The organism is Curtobacterium sp. UCD-KPL2560, assembly GCF_001705035.1.
Taxonomy (GTDB): Bacteria; Actinomycetota; Actinomycetes; order Actinomycetales; family Microbacteriaceae; genus Curtobacterium.
The window spans coordinates 21,510-38,064 of the sequence record NZ_MCIG01000005.1 but is presented as its reverse complement, the minus strand read 5'-3'; the positions used below and the strand labels follow the sequence as shown (position 1 = coordinate 38,064).

Below are 16,555 nucleotides of genomic sequence, written 5' to 3'. Positions count from 1 at the left end.
GGACGCGTCGCCGACCGGGGCCGTCGCACGGCGTCGGTAGGATCGGCGCGTGCCCGTCGCGTCCCGTGTCGCCGTCCTCGGACCGGTGACCGTCGCGGGGCCGGACGGCGGGAGCGTGCCAGTCACGGGTGCCCTCGCCCGGTCGTTCCTCGTCGCGCTCGTGCTCGCCGAGGGCCACGCGGTCGGGACCGACTCGCTGATCGACGCGCTCTGGGGTGACGACCGCCCCCGGGGAGCGCGAGCGGCCCTGCAGACCATGGTGTCCCGCCTGCGACGGAGCACGGCCGAGGGGCTCGTCGTCTCCACCACCACCGGCTACGCGCTCGCACCCGGCCAGGACACCGTCGACCTCGACGCTGCCGAGCGCGCCGTGGACGCGACCGACCTCGAGACCGTCCGGGCCGCGCTCGACCGGTGGACCGGGGCACCGGGCGACGACGTCGAGGGCGAGCTCGGCACGGCGTTGGCGGCCCGCGCGGCTGCGGCTCGGCACGCCCTCCGTCGACGCCTGGGTGTCCTGCTGCTCGAGTCCGGCGACACGACGGCCGCCGCCGCGGTCTGGACCGACGAGTCCGCCGCGGCGCCCTACGACGACGTGGCCGCGGCCGGTGCGATGCGCGCCCTCGCGGCGGACGGTCGTCCGGCCGAGGCGCTCGCGGTGTTCGCGGCGCACCGTGGGCGGCTCGCCGACGCGCTCGGTGCCGACCCGTCCGCGGAGCTCGTCGCCCTGCACGCCGCACTCCTGCGCGGTCCGGCCGCCCCGACCGGCACCGTCCGACGCATCGGGCTGCGTGCGGCGCCGAACGAGCTCGTCGGCCGCGCACACGACGTCGCGACCGTGACCGCCGAGCTCGGTCGGGGGCGACTCGTCACCGTGCTCGGGCCGGGCGGGCTCGGCAAGACCCGGCTCGCGCAGGCGGTCGCCGCCGGCCTGCCGGAGACCACGGCGGTCGTGGTGTGCGAGCTCGCACCGCTCACCGACGCCGACGACCTGCTGCCGGCACTCGCGGCACTCCTCGGGGTCGCCGAGGTGCGGTCGGCGCGGTCCCTCCGCGACGCCGTGGTCACGGACCTGTGGGGCCGCGTCACCCGGGTGCTCGACGAGGCCCCGACCGTGCTCGTGCTGGACAACTGCGAACACCTGCTCGACCGGGTCGCGCCGTTCACCGCCGACCTGCTCGCCGCGGTGCCCGGGCTGCGGGTGCTCGCGACCTCGCGGGCGCCGCTCGCGATCGGCGGCGAGGTCGTGGCACCGCTCGCGCCCCTGCCGGTCGAGGCGGACGGTGCCGCGGTCCGGCTGTTCACCGACCGTGCACGAGCGGCCCGCCCGGGTGCGGTGCTCCCGGTCGACACGGTCCGCCGCATCTGCACCCGGCTCGACGGGTCGCCGCTCGCGATCGAGCTCGCCGCCGCGCGGGTCCGCGGGATGAGCGTCGACGAGGTGGAGCGGCGCCTGGACGACCGGTTCGCCCTGCTCCGCAGCGGGGACCGGAGCGCCCCGGAGCGGCACCGGACGCTGCTCGCGGTGATCGAGTGGAGCTGGCGGCTGCTCGACGCCGGGGCGCAGGACCTCCTCACGCGGCTCGCGCTGTTCCCCGACGGCGTCCCCGACGGTGCGGTCGAGGCCGTCGCGGTACCCGACCGTCGGGCCGACGCGTCGGACGACCTCGCGGAGCTCGTCGAGCAGTCCCTCGTGCAGCTCGTCGAGACGCCGGGCGAACCGGTGCGCTACCGACTGCTCGAGACCGTGCGCGAGTTCGGGGCGGACCGCCTCGACGAGCGCGGCACGACCGGGCAGGTGCGGGCGGCGATGACCACGTGGGGCCGGGAGCTGTCGGCCACGTGCAACCTGTTCGCCCTCACCGGGCCCGCGCAGCTCGCGGCGTTCGGCGTGGTGCGCCGGGAGGCCGAGACGCTCGTCACCCTGCTGCGCTGGGCGGTGCGCGACGAGGACGGGCCGACCGTCGCGCACGTCTTCGCCGCGCTCGGCGGCTACTGGACCCTGCGCGGCACCCACGGCGAGGTCGTGGCCGTCGCCCACGACGTGATCGCCGCCCTCCGGTCCGCGCCGGTCGCCCCCGACGACCGCACCGCGACGGTCGTGTCGCTCGTGCTGTGCGGGGCGTCGGCGGCCTTCACCGACATCCGGACCACCGCCCGCGCCCGCTCGGTGCTGCGGCGCATGCGACGGGACGGCGGCACCGGGCACCCCGTGGTCGACGCGCAGTGCGACCTGCTGCTCGTGCTCGGCGGGGAACGGGCCGGAGCGGCGCTGCTCGGACGGATGCGGGCCGACCCGGACCCGGGCGTCGCCTGCTTCGGGGCGATGCTCAGCGCGCCGCTCGCCGAGAACGCCGGCGACCCCGCGGCCGCGCTCCGGTACGCCCAGCGCGCGCGGGACCTCGCCGCGGTCTCCGGCGACGCCTGGACGGCCGGTTCCGTCGCCGTCACCCTGACCCAGCTGCACGCGCAGGGCGGCCGGTACCGCGAGGCACTCGAGACGGCCGCGTCGGCGCAGGAGCTGCTCGAACGGTTCGGCGCCGACGACGACCTGTACGAGATCAGCTGGACGGTCGGCCTGGCCGCGGCGGCGACGGGCGACCTCGTCCGGGCGCGCGCCATCGCCGAGGACCTGCGCCTCCGCCCGGTGACGATGCGCGGCGGTCCGGCCGACGGCACGGTCCAGGTGGGCGTGCTCGCCCGCGCGATCGGTGCCGAGTGCGCCCGGTACGAGCGACACCCCGAGCGCGCGGCCGCCGAGTACACCGCGGCGTGGGACCTGCTGCGGGACCCGCGCACCCGCGCGGTGCACTGGCGCCTCATGGCGGGCGCAGCGCGGATCGCGGCCGTGGACGAGGCCCTGGGCGCGACCACCGACCAGGTGGAGGGACCCGGCGGAGGCGGGGTGCGCCTCCCGGCCGCCGAGCGCGACGTCGCACGACGCCTGCGCACCGGAGCACTCGTGCAGCTGCGGCTCGGGTCGACCTGGCTGGACCTGCCGGTCGTCGGGACGGCGCTGCTCGGGCTGGCCGTCGCGCTCGTCCGCGACGGCCAGCCCGACGCGGCCGTCCGCTGCTGGGCCCTCGCGACCCGGGTCGGCACGCGCCAGGACTACGCGGTGCTCGCGCACGCGCGGATCCGTCCGCTCCTCGCGGCGGCCGCGGGGGAGCGGGCGCTCGCCGCGGCCGAGGCCGAGGCGGCGGACGCCTCGGCTGCCGACCACGACCCGCTCGCGCACGACTGGGGGCGCGCACGGGTCGTCACCAGGACCCGTGCGCTCCTCGAGGGCGTCCGCATCGCGCCGACGGCCTGAGCACGCGGTGTGCCCAGGCCGTCGGCCGCGGTCGGGACGGACGGGCGGGCTCGAGCGGCCGACGCCGCCCGAGCCCGCCCGGTCCTTCCGGCGCTCAGGCCTTCCGCATGTACGCCCGCACCGTCAGCGGAGCGAACACCGCGACGACCACCGCGGCACCGAGCAGGCTGAGCCACAGGTCGCCGCCGACGGTGCCGTGGTTCACGAGCTCCCGCACCGCCGTGATGAGGTGCGAGACCGGGTTGACCTCGGTGAACCAGCGCAGCCAGGCGGGGAGCGTGTCCGTCGGGACGAACGCGTTCGACAGGAACGTCAGCGGGAACAGCACGAGGTTCGCGATGCCGGAGACGCTCGACGCGGTGCGGGCGATCACGCCGAAGTACGCGAACACCCAGCTGATCGCCCACGCGACCACGATCACCAGGAGCGCCGCGAGCAGGACCGCGCCGAGGCCACCGGCGGGCCGCAGCCCCATCACGATGCCGACCACGAAGGTGATCGTCGTCGCGATGGCGTACCGCACGGTGTCGGCGAGCAGGGCCCCGGCGAGCGGGGCGATCCGCGCGATCGGCAGGGACCGGAAGCGGTCGAACACGCCCTTGTCCATGTCCTCGCGGAGCTGGACGCCGGTGACGACCGACGACGTGATCGCGGTCTGCACGAGGATGCCGGGGATGATCACGGGCAGGTAGCTGCCGACGTCGCCGGAGATCGCGCCGCCGAAGATGTACGTGAACATCACCGTGAAGACGATCGGCATGAGCGTCACGTCGAACAGCTGCTCGGGCGTCCTGCGGATCTTCACGAGCCCGCGGTACGCCATCGTGAACGACTGGCGGACGGTCGCGCCCAGACCGGTCGAGCCGACGCCGGGGCGCGGGGTGACCCGGGGTGCGGTGGTCGTGGTGGGGGTGAGCGTGGTCATGCGAGGCTCCCTTCGAGCGTGCGCTCGGCGGTGTCGTCCGCGGCAGTGTCCGCGGGCGTCGGCGAGCCGGTGATGGTGAGGAACACCTCGTCGAGCGTCGGCTTCTGCACGCTCATCTCGGCGAGGGAGACGCCCGCGTCGCGGAACGACACGAGCAGGTCGGTGACGCGGTCCGGCGCCGTCATCGGGGCGGTCAGTCGCGCTCCCTCGGGGCTGACGACCGCCGGGGTGCCGAGCACGCGCTCCACGAGCGACGCCGCCGTCGCGAGGACGTCCGCGTCGGCGTCCGCCAGACGGAGCTGCAGCGAGGACGTGCCGACCGAGGACTTCAGCTCGTCGGCGGTGCCCTCGGCGACCACGCGGCCGTGGTCGATCACGGCGATGCGGTCGGCGAGCTGGTCGGCCTCGTCGAGGTACTGCGTGGTGAGCAGGACCGTCGAGCCGGTCGCGACGAGCTCCCGGATCGTGTCCCACATCTGTGCGCGGGTCCGCGGGTCGAGACCCGTGGTCGGCTCGTCGAGGAAGATCAGCGGCGGCTGCGCGATGAGGCTCGCGGCCAGGTCGAGCCGACGACGCATGCCCCCGGAGAACGCCTTGAGCGGACGGGACGCGGCCTCGGTCAGGCTGAAGCGCTCGAGCAGCTCGGTCGCCTTGCGCCGCGCGTCGCCGCGGGACAGGCCGAGCAGCCGCGCGAAGATGACGAGGTTCTCGGTCGCGCTGAGGGTCTCGTCGACGCTGGCGTACTGCCCGGTCACGCCGATCAGGGAGCGCACGGTCTGCGGCTCGCGGCGGACGTCGTGCCCGAAGACGCGGGCCTCGCCGCCGTCCGGCTGCAGCAGCGTCGCGAGCATGGAGATGGTGGTCGTCTTGCCGGCGCCGTTCGGCCCGAGCACGCCGTAGACGGTCCCGGCCTCCACACGGAGGTCGACGCCGTCGACGGCACGGTTCGACCCGAAGGTCTTCACGAGGCCGGTCGCCTCGACCGCGAGGGGTGAGCTGGTCATCGCTGGGTCCTTTCGTCGATGTCGGTGTCGATCGTGCCGAGGGGCGCTCACGCGCCACTGACGCGGTCCTGACACGGCGCGGCCGTCCGGCGCTGCTCGGGGACGGCCGGGAGGCGCGGCACGGCCCCGGTACGCTCGCTCGTGTGGACGAGACGGCCGGCGACCAGGGCGGTGTGCGGCTCCGTCTGGACGTCGCCTACGACGGAGCGGCGTTCTCGGGCTGGGCCCGGCAGCCCGAGCTGCGGACCGTGCAGGGAGCGCTCGAGTCGGCGCTCGCCACGGTGTTCACCCGCTGGGGGGAACCGCCGCTGCTCACCGTCGCCGGACGCACCGACGCCGGCGTGCACGCCACCGGACAGGTCGCGCACCTCGACCTCACCGCGGAGCAGTGGGGCGCGCTCAGCCGGCCGCGCCGGTCGGCCCCCGACGGCCCGCCGCGGACCAGCCTGGACGGACTCGTCAAGCGGATCAACGGCATCGCAGGGCCGGACGGTGACGTCGTCGTCACGCGGGCCTCGGTCGCGCCGGACGGGTTCGACGCCCGGTTCTCCCCGCTCTGGCGGCGCTACGAGTACCGGGTCGCGGACGCCGACGCCCCCCGCGATCCCCGTCGTCGTGGGCACACGCTCTGGCACCCGGCGCGTCTGGACCCGGCGGCGATGGAGCGCGGTGCGCTGACGCTGTTGGGGCTGCACGACTTCGCGACGTTCTGCAAGCCGCGCGAGGGCGCGACGACCATCCGGACGCTCCAGGAGTTCCGCTGGGACCGCGAGCCGGACGGCGTGCTGGTGGCGCGCCTCCAGGCCGACGCCTTCTGCCACTCCATGGTGCGCGCGATGGTCGGCGCGACCATCGCGGTCGGCCAGGGTCGGTTCGGCCCGGACCGCCTCGAGGAGCTGCGCGTCGCGCAGGAGCGGACCAGCGCCTTCACGATCGCGCCCGCGAAGGGTCTCACCCTCACCGAGGTCGGGTACCCCGACGACGACGCCCTCGCCGCCCGGGCATCGCAGACCCGCGCGCGCCGGTCCGAGCACGAGCCCGCCGGCGGTAGCGTCGGGGGATGACCTCCCGCGAACCCCGGTCCGTCGTCTCCGTCGCCCCCGGGGTGGTCTTCGTCGAGGGGCCGGTGTCGAACTGGGTCGTCCTCGCCGAGGAGGACGGCGTCGCGCTCGTCGACGCCGGCTACCCCGCCGACAGCGAGCTCGTGCTCGACACGATCCGCTGGGCCGGCCACGACGTCGCCGACCTGCGCCGGGTGTACGTCACCCACGGGCACGTCGACCACGTCGGCGGCATCCCGGGGATCCTCGAGCGACACCCGCACGTGCAGGTCCTCGCGCACGCGGACGAGCTCGACAACGTGCGCGGACCCGAGCGGCAGCAGGTGACGCCCGCCGAGATCGGTGGCCGCCTGGCCTCGCCGCGGGTGCTGCGGTGGCTGGTCCGGGCGATCCGGTCCGACGCCCTCCGTCCGACCACCGTCCCGAGCGCCTCGGCCTTCACCGCGGTCACGTTCGCGGGGCGTGCGATCACGCCGTTCCCCGCGGTCGGGCACACCGCCGGGTCGACGGCGTACCTGCTGCCCGCGGCGGGTGCGATCGTCACGGGCGACGCCGTCGTCACCCACCACGACACGCAGCCGGCGTCGTGGCAGCCGCGGCCCCGGATGATCACGCCGTTCTTCACCGCCGACGGGGCGACGGCGCTCGAGTCGGCGCGGGCGCTGCCGATCCCGGAGATCGTGCTGCCCGGGCACGGGCCCGCGGTGCACCGGGTCGGCTCGGAGTGGGTGCCGGTCGCGCACTGACGCCGAGGGCGCCCGGGCGGACCGGACCGGCGTGCCCTGCACGGGGGTGGACCGGATCGTTCACCTGCCGGAAACCTGAACGCCCCCGCAGGTGGCTAGCGTGCTGGAGTCCCCCTCCTCTTCCCGAAGGTCAGCATGCCCAAGACCCTCCGGCGCACCGTGTCGTGCGCCACCGTCGCAGCGACGCTCGTCGCGGCACCGCTCGTGTCCGTCTCGTCCGCGCTGGCGGATCCCGCCGGCACCGGTCTGGTGATCGGCGAGGCGTACCTGAAGGGCGGCAGCGCGAACGCCCCGTACAACGGCAAGTTCGTCGAGATCGCGAACCCCACGGCGTCACCGGTGTCCCTGGCCGGGTGGTCGCTGCAGTACCGCCCCGCGGCCGGCACCGGGAGCTTCACCGCGAGCGCGCTCGAGGGGACCGTGCCCGCCGGTGGGACGTTCCTCGTCGCGATGCCGGGCAACGGTGGTGCGACGCCCGTCGGCGCCGACCTGCCGACGCCCGACGACACCGTCTCGCTGAACGTGTCCGGCACCACGGGGACGCTCGCCCTCTCCGACCGCACCGCACCGCTGACGCTGCCGGCCGGCGCCGTCGCGACCGGCACCCCGGGTGTCGTGGACCTGCTCGGGTACGGCGCGTCCAACACCTTCGAGCGCACGGTGCGCCCGGTCACCGGTACCAACGCGGTGCCGAACGCCCTCACCCGGACGGGGACGACCGACACCGACGACAACGGCGCGGACTTCGTCGAGACGACCACGCCGACGCCGCGGAACAGTGCGGGCCAGACGAGCGGCGGCGGAACGCCGGGTACCGGGACGCCCGGCACCGGCACACCGGACCCCGGTACGCCGACGACACCGGCCGAGCAGGTCACCGTCGCGCAGCTGCAGGGCACCGGGGCGGCGTCGCCGTACGCGGGCAAGCGGGTGACCACCGAGGGCGTCGTCACGGCGGTGTACCCGACCGGCGGGCTGAACGGCTACACGATCCAGACGGCCGGCACGGGCGGCGCGCTCGACCTGACCACGCACACCGCGTCCGACGCCGTGTTCGTGTTCTCGGCCGCGACGGTCGGCAGCGTCGCGATCGGCGACGCCGTCCGGCTGACCGGCGAGGTGTCCGAGTTCAACGGCCTCACCGAGCTCACGGTCGCGTCGACCGCCGACCTGGTGCGGCTCCCCGCGACCGGCGTCGCGCAGCCGGTGCCGGCCACGCTCGCGTTCCCGCGCACCGACGCACAGCGCGAGTCGCTCGAGAGCATGCTCCTCGCACCGCAGGGCAGCTACACGGTCGCCGACACCTTCACGACGAACCAGTACGGCGAGGTCGTGCTCGCCTCGGGGACGAAGCGGCTGATCCAGCCGACGGAGGTCGCCCGACCGGGCAGCGCCGAGGCCGCCGCGGTCGCAGCGGACAACGCCGCACGGAAGGTGGTGCTCGACGACGGCGCGAGCACGAACTTCCTCAGTGCGGCGAACCAGTCGATCCCGGTGTCCTGGCTCACCCAGGGCCCGGTCACGGTCGGCGCCGCCGCGACCTTCTCGAAGCCGGTCGTCCTCGACTACCGCAACGACACGTGGAAGTTCCAGCCGACGTCGCCGATCACGGGAGCGACCCCGGTGGCGACCCTGCCGGCGTCGTTCTCGAACGTGCGCACCGCGGCGCCCGCGCAGGTCGGAGGCGACCTCGAGCTCGCCGGCTTCAACGTGCTCAACTACTTCCCGACCACGGGCGACCAGCTCACCGGCTGCACGTACTACACGGACCGTGACGGCGACCCCGTGACCGTCCGCGGCGGCTGCGACGCCCGCGGTGCCGCGAACGCCGACGACCTGGCCCGCCAGCAGGTCAAGATCGTCAAGGCGATCAACGGCCTCGGCGCCGACGTCGTCTCGCTCGAGGAGATCGAGAACTCGGCCCGCTTCGGCCGTGACCGCGACGCCGCGGTGGGCACGCTCGTCGCCGCCCTCAACGCCGCCACCGGGCAGGACACCTGGGCGTACGTGAAGTCGCCCGCGAAGCTGCCCGCGAGCGAGGACGTCATCCGCCTCGCACTGATCTACAAGCAGGACCGCGTCGCGCCGGTCGGGGAGTCGACGATCCTCGACGACCCCGCCTTCGTGAACGCCCGCCAGCCCGTCGCCGACGCCTTCCGTCCGGTCGGCGGCACCGCGGACGACGACTTCCTGGTGATCGCGAACCACTTCAAGTCGAAGGGGTCCGGCTCGGGTGCGGACGCCGACACCGGCGACGGACAGGGTGCGTCGAACGCGTCGCGCGTGGCGCAGGCGAAGGCGCTCGCCGGGTTCTCGACCACGGAGCAGGCGAAGTACGGCACCGACCGGGTGTTCATGCTCGGTGACTTCAACGCCTACAGCCAGGAGGACCCGATGGTCGTCCTCCGTGAGGCCGGCTACACCGACCTCGGCCCGGCGCTCGACGCCTCGGAGTGGTCGTACGTCTTCGGCGGCCTGAGCGGGTCGCTCGACCACGTGCTCGCTTCACCCGCGGCACTCGCGGACGTCACCGGCGTGGACATCTGGAACATCAACTCGGTGGAGTCGGTCGGTCTGGAGTACAGCCGCTACGACTACAACGTCACCGACCTGTACCGCGACGACGTCTACCGAGCGAGCGACCACGACCCGATCCTCGTCGGGTTCGACGTGGCCTCCGGCAGCGGGACGCCCGGCGCCGGCGGCACGCCCGGCACCGGCACCGGCACCGGCGGCAACGGCACGGGCGCAGGCAGCGGTCCCGGCACCGGACCGTCACCGGTCGCTCCGACCGCACCGACGCTGACCGACGCGGTCCGCGGCGGCGTGACCGCCCCGGCGACCGTGCGTGCCGGGGAGACGATCACGGTCGGCGTCGGCACCGCCCGCGCCGGCGAGCGGATCGCGGTCTGGCTGTACTCCGACCCGGTGCTCCTCGCGACCGCCACGGTCCGCGCGGACGGCACCGTCCGGGTCACGATCCCGGCCGGCACGACCGCCGGGGCGCACCGCCTCGCCGTGACCGCGGCGGACGGCTCGCTGGTCGGCTGGACGCCGATCCGGGTCGTCGACCCCGCGACGGGCACGCTCGCCTTCACCGGCGCCGAGCTCGGCGGCGGCCTCGCGGCGGCCCTGCTCCTGCTGACCGCAGGGGCCGGGGTGCTCGTCGCACGACGTCGTCGGCAGGTGCGCACCGCCTGATCCGGTGGGTCCCACGGACGGGAGGCGCGGTGCCGGCCGGCACCGCGCCTCCCGTCCGTCGTGGCGAGCGTTCGACAAGGTGGGCCGCGTCGGGTAGGCTCTCACCTTGGTCTGTGCGCCCCGTGCGCCGGACAGTCAGATGAGCCCTCCACCGGGCGGTTCCGCGGACGTCGTCCACGGAACACCCACCGGAGCGGGATTCACGGACTCCTCACCTCGACACGAAAGCAGCACTCCTGTGACTCGTACGTTCTCCCCGAAGCCGGCAGACGTCCAGCACGACTGGATCGTCATCGACGCAGCCGACGTCGTCCTCGGCCGTCTCGCCACCCACGCCGCGGCGCTCCTGCGCGGCAAGCACAAGGCCACCTTCGCCCAGCACATGGACATGGGTGACTTCGTCATCATCGTGAACGCGGACAAGGTCGCCCTCACCGGCTCCAAGCTCGCCAAGAAGGTCTACTACCGTCACTCGGGCTACCCGGGCGGCCTCACGGCGACCTCCTACCCGGAGATGCTCGAGAAGCACCCCACCCGCGCCGTCGAGAAGGCGATCCGCGGCATGCTGCCGAAGAACACGCTCGGCCGTGAGCAGCTCAAGAAGCTCAAGGTCTACGCCGGCCCCGAGCACCCGCACGCCGCGCAGCAGCCCAAGGCGTACACCTTCGACCAGGTCGCACAGTAGTTCCGGCCACGACGACATCAAGGACTGACAACACTCATGGCTCAGATCGCTGACTCCCTCGACCAGACCCCGGAGAGCTTCACCACCGAGAGCGCCCCGGCGTCCTCGGAGGCCGCTCCCCGCCAGATCCTCAACGTCTCGGGCGGTGCCGTCGGGCGCCGCAAGGAGGCCATCGCCCGCGTGCGCCTCGTCCCGGGCTCCGGCACCTTCGTGGTGAACGGCCGCACGCTCGAGGACTACTTCCCGAACAAGCTGCACCAGCAGCTGATCAACGACCCGTTCAAGGTGCTCGAGCTCCTCGGTGCCTACGACGTCGTCGCCCGCATCACGGGTGGTGGCCCCTCGGGTCAGGCCGGTGCGCTCCGCCTCGCCATCGCGCGTGCGCTGAACGAGATCGACCGCGAGAACAACCGCGCCACCCTCAAGAAGGCCGGCTTCCTCACCCGTGACGCCCGCGTCATCGAGCGCAAGAAGGCCGGTCTCAAGAAGGCCCGCAAGGCGTCGCAGTTCTCGAAGCGCTAGTCGCGCGACGGACCCGATCGCAATGCCGCGTCTGTTCGGTACCGACGGTGTTCGTGGACTCGCCAACGGCGAGCTGACGGCCGCGCTGGCCCTGGGTCTCGCCCAGGCCAGCGCGGCCGTGCTCACGCACGGACACCATGCGGACGCCCGTCGGGCGTCCGGCCGACCGCGTCCCCGCGCGGTCCTGGCGCGCGACCCGCGCGTCTCCGGCGAGTTCCTCGGTGCCGCGGTCGCGGCCGGGCTCGCCTCCGCCGGCGTCGACGTGCTCGACGCCGGGGTCATCCCCACCCCCGCTGCCGCGTTCCTCGTCGCGGACATCGACGCCGACTTCGGCGTGATGATCTCCGCGTCGCACAACCCGGCGCCCGACAACGGGATCAAGTTCTTCGCCACGGGTGGCCGCAAGCTCCCGGACGAGGTCGAGGACCGCATCGAAGCGGCCATGCACGACCAGTCCGCTCCGACGCCCACCGGCGCCGACGTCGGCCGGATCACCCGGTTCGCCGACGCCGAGGACCGCTACGTCGTGCACCTGCTCGGCACGCTCCCGCACCGGCTCGACGGCATCCACGTCGTGCTCGACTGCGCGAACGGTGCCGCGGCGGGCGTCTCGCCCGAGGTGTTCGTCAACGCCGGGGCCCGGGTCACCCTGATCGGTGCCGATCCGGACGGCATGAACATCAACGACGGTGTCGGGTCGACGCACATCGACAACCTCGCCGCCGCGGTGCTCGCGGCCGGTGCGGACGTCGGCATCGCGCACGACGGCGACGCCGACCGGTGCCTCGCAGTGGACGCCGCCGGCAACGCGATCGACGGCGACCAGATCATGGCGATCCTCGCGCTGTCGATGCAGGAGCGCGGCTTGCTCGTCGACGACACGCTCGTCGCGACCGTGATGTCGAACCTCGGGCTCAAGCGCGCCATGGCGGACGCGGGCATCACGGTGCTCGAGACCGGTGTCGGCGACCGCTACGTGCTCGAGCGGATGACCGAGGGCGGCTACTCGCTCGGTGGCGAGCAGTCCGGTCACATCATCTTCAACGACTACGCGACCACGGGTGACGGCGTCCTCACGGGTCTGCACCTGGTGGCCGAGATGGCACGCACGGGCAAGACCCTGCAGGAGCTCGCGTCGTGCATGACCGTGTTCCCGCAGGTGCTGCTCAACGTGAAGGGCGTCGACCGGCACGGGCTCGACGACCAGGGCGTGCAGGACGCGGTCACCGCGGCCACCGTTGCGCTCGGGGACGCCGGGCGTGTGCTGCTCCGGCCGTCGGGCACCGAGCCCGTCGTGCGCGTGATGGTCGAGGCGGCGTCGCAGGACGAGGCCCAGCGCGTCGCCGAGGAGCTCGCGGCGGTCGTGCGCGAGCGGCTCACGCTCGACGCGGCGGCGTAGGGCCCGGCGGGGCCTGGCCGGCCTGGCTGGCCCGGCCGTCCCGCCGGCGTTCGCACAACGGAAAGCAGCTCGCACCACGTGATCACGTGGTGCGAGCTGCTTTCCGTTGTGCGGGAGCACGTCGCGCTGGGCGGCGCCATGCCGCGGCGCCGCGCCCCGCGCCCCGCTAGATCTTGCGGAGCAGCACCGAGTTCACCTTGTGGTTCGCGCCCTTCTTGAGCACGAGGGTCGCCCGGGAGCGCGTGGGCAGCACGTTCTCGAGCAGGTTCGGCTCGTTGATCGCCCGCCACACCTTCGTCGCGGTGTCCACCGCGTCCTCGCGGGACAACGACGCGAACCGGTGGAAGAAGGAGTCCGGGCTCGCGAACGCCTCCTGCTGCAGGGCCAGGAAGCGGTCGACGTACCAGGACTCGATGTCCTTCGTCTTCGCGTCGACGTAGATCGTGAAGTCGAACAGGTCGGACAGCGCCAGACGACCGTGCACCGGCGGCGCGAGCACGTTGAGCCCCTCGACGATGAGCACGTCGGGCTGCCGCACCACGATCTCGGCGTCCGGGACGATGTCGTAGACCAGGTGCGAGTAGTACGGCGCCCGCACCTCGGTCGCGCCGCTCTTCACCTGGCTGACGAACCGCAGCAGCGCCCGTCGGTCGTAGGACTCCGGGAAGCCCTTGCGGTCCATGATCCCGCGACGCTCGAGCTCGGCGTTCGGGTACAGGAAGCCGTCGGTGGTCACGAGCTCGACGCGCGGGGTGTCCGGCCAGCGCTTCGTCAGCTCGCGGAGGAGGCGGGCGACGGTGGACTTGCCGACCGCCACGGACCCGGCGACGCCGATGACGAACGGCGTGCGCCCGGCGCGTTCGCCGAGGAACCGGCTCGTCTCGGCGTGCAGGTCGCGGGCACCGGCGGCGTACAGCGTCAGCAGGCGGGACAGCGGGAGGTAGACCTCCTGCACCTCCTGCATGTCGAGCCGGTCGCCCAGGCCGCGCAGCTGCACGACCTCGGTCTCGGTGAGCGACAGGTGCTCCCTCGGCGCGAGCTGCGACCACTCCGCGCGCGGGATCTCCACGAACGGGGTCGGGTGCGCGACGGTGGCTTCCGTGATCGGCATGGGCACGAGCGTACAGACGGGAGGCGCGGGGCACGTGAGCCGACCGGCTCACGTGCCCCGCGCCTCCCGTCCGGTGCCGCGCGCGCGTCCGCGCGCCGCACGACGGGCCGGTGCTGCACGGACCGGCGCGTGCCGGACCGGTGCTGCCGGCACCGGCGCGTGCCGGACCGGCCCGGTCGGCTCAGGCGGGGAGCGCCGCCTCGATGGCGGCGACGACCTCGGGGGCGTCGGGCTTCGTCGTCGGACGGAAGCGGGTGACGGTGCCGTCGGGGGCGACGAGGAACTTCTCGAAGTTCCACGCGACGCGGCCGGCCTTGCCGGAGGCGTCCGGGGTCTCCTTGAGGGCCTGGTAGAGCGGGTGGGCACCCTTGCCGTTGACCTTGACCTTCTCGGACATCGGGAAGGTCACGCCCCACGTGGTGGAGCAGTACTCCTCGATCGCCTCGGACGAGCCGAGCTCCTGCAGGAACTGGTTGCTCGGGAAGCCGAGCACCGTGAAGCCCCGCGGGCCGTAGGTCTCCTGGAGCGCCTCGAGCTGCTCGTACTGGGGTGCCAGCCCGCAGCGCGAGGCGACGTTCACGACGAGCACCGCCCGGTCGGAGAACTGTCCGAAGGTGGTCTGCTCGCCCTGCAGTGTGGTGATCGCGATGTCGTCGAAGCGGCCCATGGTCCAAACGTTATCCCCGGTACCCGTGCTCCGCAGGGTGGGCGGCCGGACACACCGTAGGATCGTCGGCATGTGTGGAATCGTGGGTTACGTCGGTGACAAGAGCAGCCAGGAGGTCCTCCTCGGTGGGCTGCGGCGGCTCGAGTACCGGGGCTACGACTCGGCGGGCATCGCCGTCGTCGACGGCGGGCACGAGCTCGCCTCGGCGAAGAAGGCCGGCAAGCTCCAGGCCCTGGTCGACGACCTGGCCGAGCACCCGATCGCCGACGGCGGAACGGGCATCGGCCACACCCGCTGGGCGACGCACGGCGGCCCCACCGACGGCAACGCGCACCCGCACCTGGCCGACGGCGGCAAGCTCGCCCTCATCCACAACGGCATCATCGAGAACTTCGCGCCGCTGAAGGACGAACTCCTCGCCGAGGGCGTGACCTTCAGCAGCGAGACCGACACCGAGGTCGCGGCACACCTGGTCGGCCGGGCGTTCCGCGAGACCGGCGACCTGACCACCGCGATGCAGCAGGTCGTGCAGCGACTCGAGGGCGCCTTCACGCTCCTCGTCGTGCACGCCGAGCAGCCGGGCGTCGTCGTCGGTGCCCGCCGCAACTCCCCGCTCGTGGTCGGCCTCGGCGACGGCGAGAACTTCATGGGCTCCGACGTGGCCGCGTTCGTCGCGTACACGCAGCGCGCCCTCGCGATCGGCCAGGACGAGATCGCCACGATCCGGCCCGGCGGGGTCGAGGTCATCGGCTTCGACGGCTCCCCGGCGACGCCCGTCGAGTTCGAGGTCACCTGGGACGCCAGCGCCGCCGACAAGGGCGGCTGGAGCTCGTTCATGGCGAAGGAGATCAGCGAGGAGCCCGAGGCCGTCGCCAAGACCGTCCTCGGCCGCGTCCACGACGGCGCCGTGACCCTCACCGACCTCGACCCGATCGCCGACCGCCTGCAGCAGGTGGACCGCGTCATCGTCATCGCCTGCGGGACCGCGGCCTACGCCGGCATCCTCGGCAAGTACGCGATCGAGCAGTGGGCCCGCATCCCGGTCGAGGTCGAGCTCGCGCACGAGTTCCGGTACCGCAGCCCCGTGCTCGACGGGCGCACGCTCGTGGTCTCGATCAGCCAGTCCGGCGAGACCATGGACACGCTCATGGCCGTCAAGTACGCCCGCGAGCAGGGCGCTCAGGTGCTCTCGATCTGCAACACCCAGGGCGCGACCATCCCCCGCGAGTCCGACGCCGTGATCTACACGCACGCCGGTCCCGAGGTCGCGGTCGCGTCGACCAAGGCCTTCATCGCCCAGGGCGTCGCGCTGTACCTGCTCGGGCTGCACCTCGCGACCCTGCGCGGGACGCTCACCACCGAGGAGATCGCCGAGCAGGTCGCCGAGCTCGAGGGCCTCGCGCCGAAGCTCCAGCAGACCATCGACGACGCGTCCGGGGTCGCCGAGCTGGCGAAGTGGATGGCGGACACCCGCAGCGTGCTGTTCCTCGGTCGCCACGTCGGCTACCCGATCGCGCTCGAGGGTGCGCTCAAGCTCAAGGAGCTCGCGTACATCCACGCCGAGGGCTTCGCTGCGGGCGAGCTCAAGCACGGCCCGATCGCCCTGATCGAGCCCGGCCAGATCGTCTTCGTCATCGTGCCGTCGCCGCGCGACCCGCGCTCGCTGCACCCCAAGGTCGTCTCGAACATCCAAGAGATCCGCGCCCGCGGTGCCCGGGTGATCGCGATCGCCGAGGAAGGCGACGCCGCGGTGCTGCCCTTCGCCGACGAGGTCCTGCGCATCCCGCTCGCGACGCCGCTGTTCGAGCCGCTGCTCGCCGTGGCGCCGCTGCACATGTTCGGCATGGAGCTCGCCGCTGCCAAGGGGCTCGACGTCGACCAGCCGCGGAACCTCGCGAAGTCGGTCACCGTCGAGTAGTCG

General features: G+C 73.5%; 12 protein-coding genes. 8 read left to right on the top strand and 4 right to left on the bottom strand.

All coding sequences use genetic code 11. The features are described 5' to 3' along the window. Positions 1-49 precede the first annotated feature (49 nt). The gene (locus tag BEP24_RS02695; RefSeq protein ID WP_065959999.1) at positions 50-3,313 is read left to right on the top strand and encodes a BTAD domain-containing putative transcriptional regulator; all 3,264 of its coding nucleotides are present in this window, start codon (positions 50-52) and stop codon (positions 3,311-3,313) included. Between the two features lie 94 nt (positions 3,314-3,407). On the opposite strand, the gene BEP24_RS02690 is transcribed toward BEP24_RS02695, so the two are convergent. Together BEP24_RS02690 and BEP24_RS02685 are read right to left on the bottom strand one after the other, a co-directional pair. Beyond that, complete coding sequence (locus BEP24_RS02690; protein WP_083230018.1) at positions 3,408-4,238, bottom strand: ABC transporter permease; 831 nt, start codon at positions 4,236-4,238, stop codon at positions 3,408-3,410. Then, complete coding sequence (locus tag BEP24_RS02685) at positions 4,235-5,242, bottom strand: ATP-binding cassette domain-containing protein (protein ID WP_065959997.1); 1,008 nt, start codon at positions 5,240-5,242, stop codon at positions 4,235-4,237. Before BEP24_RS02685 ends, BEP24_RS02690 begins: the two co-directional genes overlap by 4 nt. Positions 5,243-5,385: 143 nt before the next feature. Between BEP24_RS02685 and truA the strand changes: the two genes are divergently transcribed. From truA to glmM, 6 genes are all read left to right on the top strand, one after another. Then, positions 5,386-6,306 carry a tRNA pseudouridine(38-40) synthase TruA gene (gene truA / locus BEP24_RS02680; protein WP_253181543.1) on the top strand — a complete coding sequence of 307 codons (921 nt, stop codon included), beginning with the start codon at positions 5,386-5,388 and terminating at the stop codon, positions 6,304-6,306. Beyond that, positions 6,303-7,049 carry an MBL fold metallo-hydrolase gene (locus tag BEP24_RS02675; RefSeq protein WP_065959995.1) on the top strand — a complete coding sequence of 249 codons (747 nt, stop codon included), beginning with the start codon at positions 6,303-6,305 and terminating at the stop codon, positions 7,047-7,049. The genes truA and BEP24_RS02675 overlap by 4 nt, the downstream gene beginning before the upstream one ends. A gap of 135 nt (positions 7,050-7,184) precedes the next feature. Further along, a complete protein-coding gene (locus BEP24_RS02670; RefSeq protein WP_065959994.1) occupies positions 7,185-10,250 on the top strand; it encodes an ExeM/NucH family extracellular endonuclease in 3,066 nt (1,021 codons plus the stop codon). 238 nt (positions 10,251-10,488) lie between these two features. After that, positions 10,489-10,935 (top strand): 50S ribosomal protein L13, encoded by a 447-nt coding sequence (rplM, locus tag BEP24_RS02665; RefSeq protein ID WP_065959992.1) that lies wholly within the window; start codon positions 10,489-10,491, stop codon positions 10,933-10,935. A 36-nt stretch (positions 10,936-10,971) separates the two neighbouring features. Next, positions 10,972-11,457: a 30S ribosomal protein S9 gene (rpsI, locus tag BEP24_RS02660; RefSeq protein ID WP_065959990.1), complete on the top strand. Its 486-nt coding sequence runs from the start codon at positions 10,972-10,974 to the stop codon at positions 11,455-11,457. Between the two features lie 22 nt (positions 11,458-11,479). After that, entirely contained in the window at positions 11,480-12,856 is a 1,377-nt protein-coding gene (gene glmM / locus BEP24_RS02655; RefSeq protein ID WP_065959989.1) for a phosphoglucosamine mutase, read from the top strand. Positions 12,857-13,022: 166 nt separating this feature from the next. Here glmM and coaA read toward each other — a convergent pair whose 3' ends face one another. Together coaA and BEP24_RS02645 are read right to left on the bottom strand one after the other, a co-directional pair. After that, positions 13,023-13,967: a type I pantothenate kinase gene (coaA, locus tag BEP24_RS02650; protein WP_065959987.1), complete on the bottom strand. Its 945-nt coding sequence runs from the start codon at positions 13,965-13,967 to the stop codon at positions 13,023-13,025. 181 nt (positions 13,968-14,148) lie between these two features. Continuing rightward, on the bottom strand, positions 14,149-14,634 hold the full coding sequence (locus tag BEP24_RS02645; RefSeq protein WP_065959985.1) for a glutathione peroxidase: 486 nt from the start codon (positions 14,632-14,634) through the stop codon (positions 14,149-14,151). A gap of 70 nt (positions 14,635-14,704) precedes the next feature. On the opposite strand from BEP24_RS02645, the gene glmS reads away from it, so the two are divergent. Next, positions 14,705-16,552 carry a glutamine--fructose-6-phosphate transaminase (isomerizing) gene (gene glmS / locus BEP24_RS02640; protein ID WP_065959984.1) on the top strand — a complete coding sequence of 616 codons (1,848 nt, stop codon included), beginning with the start codon at positions 14,705-14,707 and terminating at the stop codon, positions 16,550-16,552. Positions 16,553-16,555 lie beyond the last annotated feature (3 nt).

Excerpts from the sequence above, each read along its gene's own strand:
- BEP24_RS02690 (WP_083230018.1), bottom strand. The coding sequence starts at position 4,238 with ATGACCACGCTCACCCCCACCACGACCACCGCACCCCGGGTCACCCCG.
- rpsI (WP_065959990.1), top strand. The coding sequence starts at position 10,972 with ATGGCTCAGATCGCTGACTCCCTCGACCAGACCCCGGAGAGCTTCACC.
- coaA (WP_065959987.1), bottom strand. The coding sequence starts at position 13,967 with ATGCCGATCACGGAAGCCACCGTCGCGCACCCGACCCCGTTCGTGGAG.
- BEP24_RS02670 (WP_065959994.1), top strand. The coding sequence starts at position 7,185 with ATGCCCAAGACCCTCCGGCGCACCGTGTCGTGCGCCACCGTCGCAGCG.
- BEP24_RS02645 (WP_065959985.1), bottom strand. The coding sequence starts at position 14,634 with ATGGGCCGCTTCGACGACATCGCGATCACCACACTGCAGGGCGAGCAG.
- glmM (WP_065959989.1), top strand. The coding sequence starts at position 11,480 with ATGCCGCGTCTGTTCGGTACCGACGGTGTTCGTGGACTCGCCAACGGC.
- glmS (WP_065959984.1), top strand. The coding sequence starts at position 14,705 with ATGTGTGGAATCGTGGGTTACGTCGGTGACAAGAGCAGCCAGGAGGTC.
- BEP24_RS02685 (WP_065959997.1), bottom strand. The coding sequence starts at position 5,242 with ATGACCAGCTCACCCCTCGCGGTCGAGGCGACCGGCCTCGTGAAGACC.
- BEP24_RS02675 (WP_065959995.1), top strand. The coding sequence starts at position 6,303 with ATGACCTCCCGCGAACCCCGGTCCGTCGTCTCCGTCGCCCCCGGGGTG.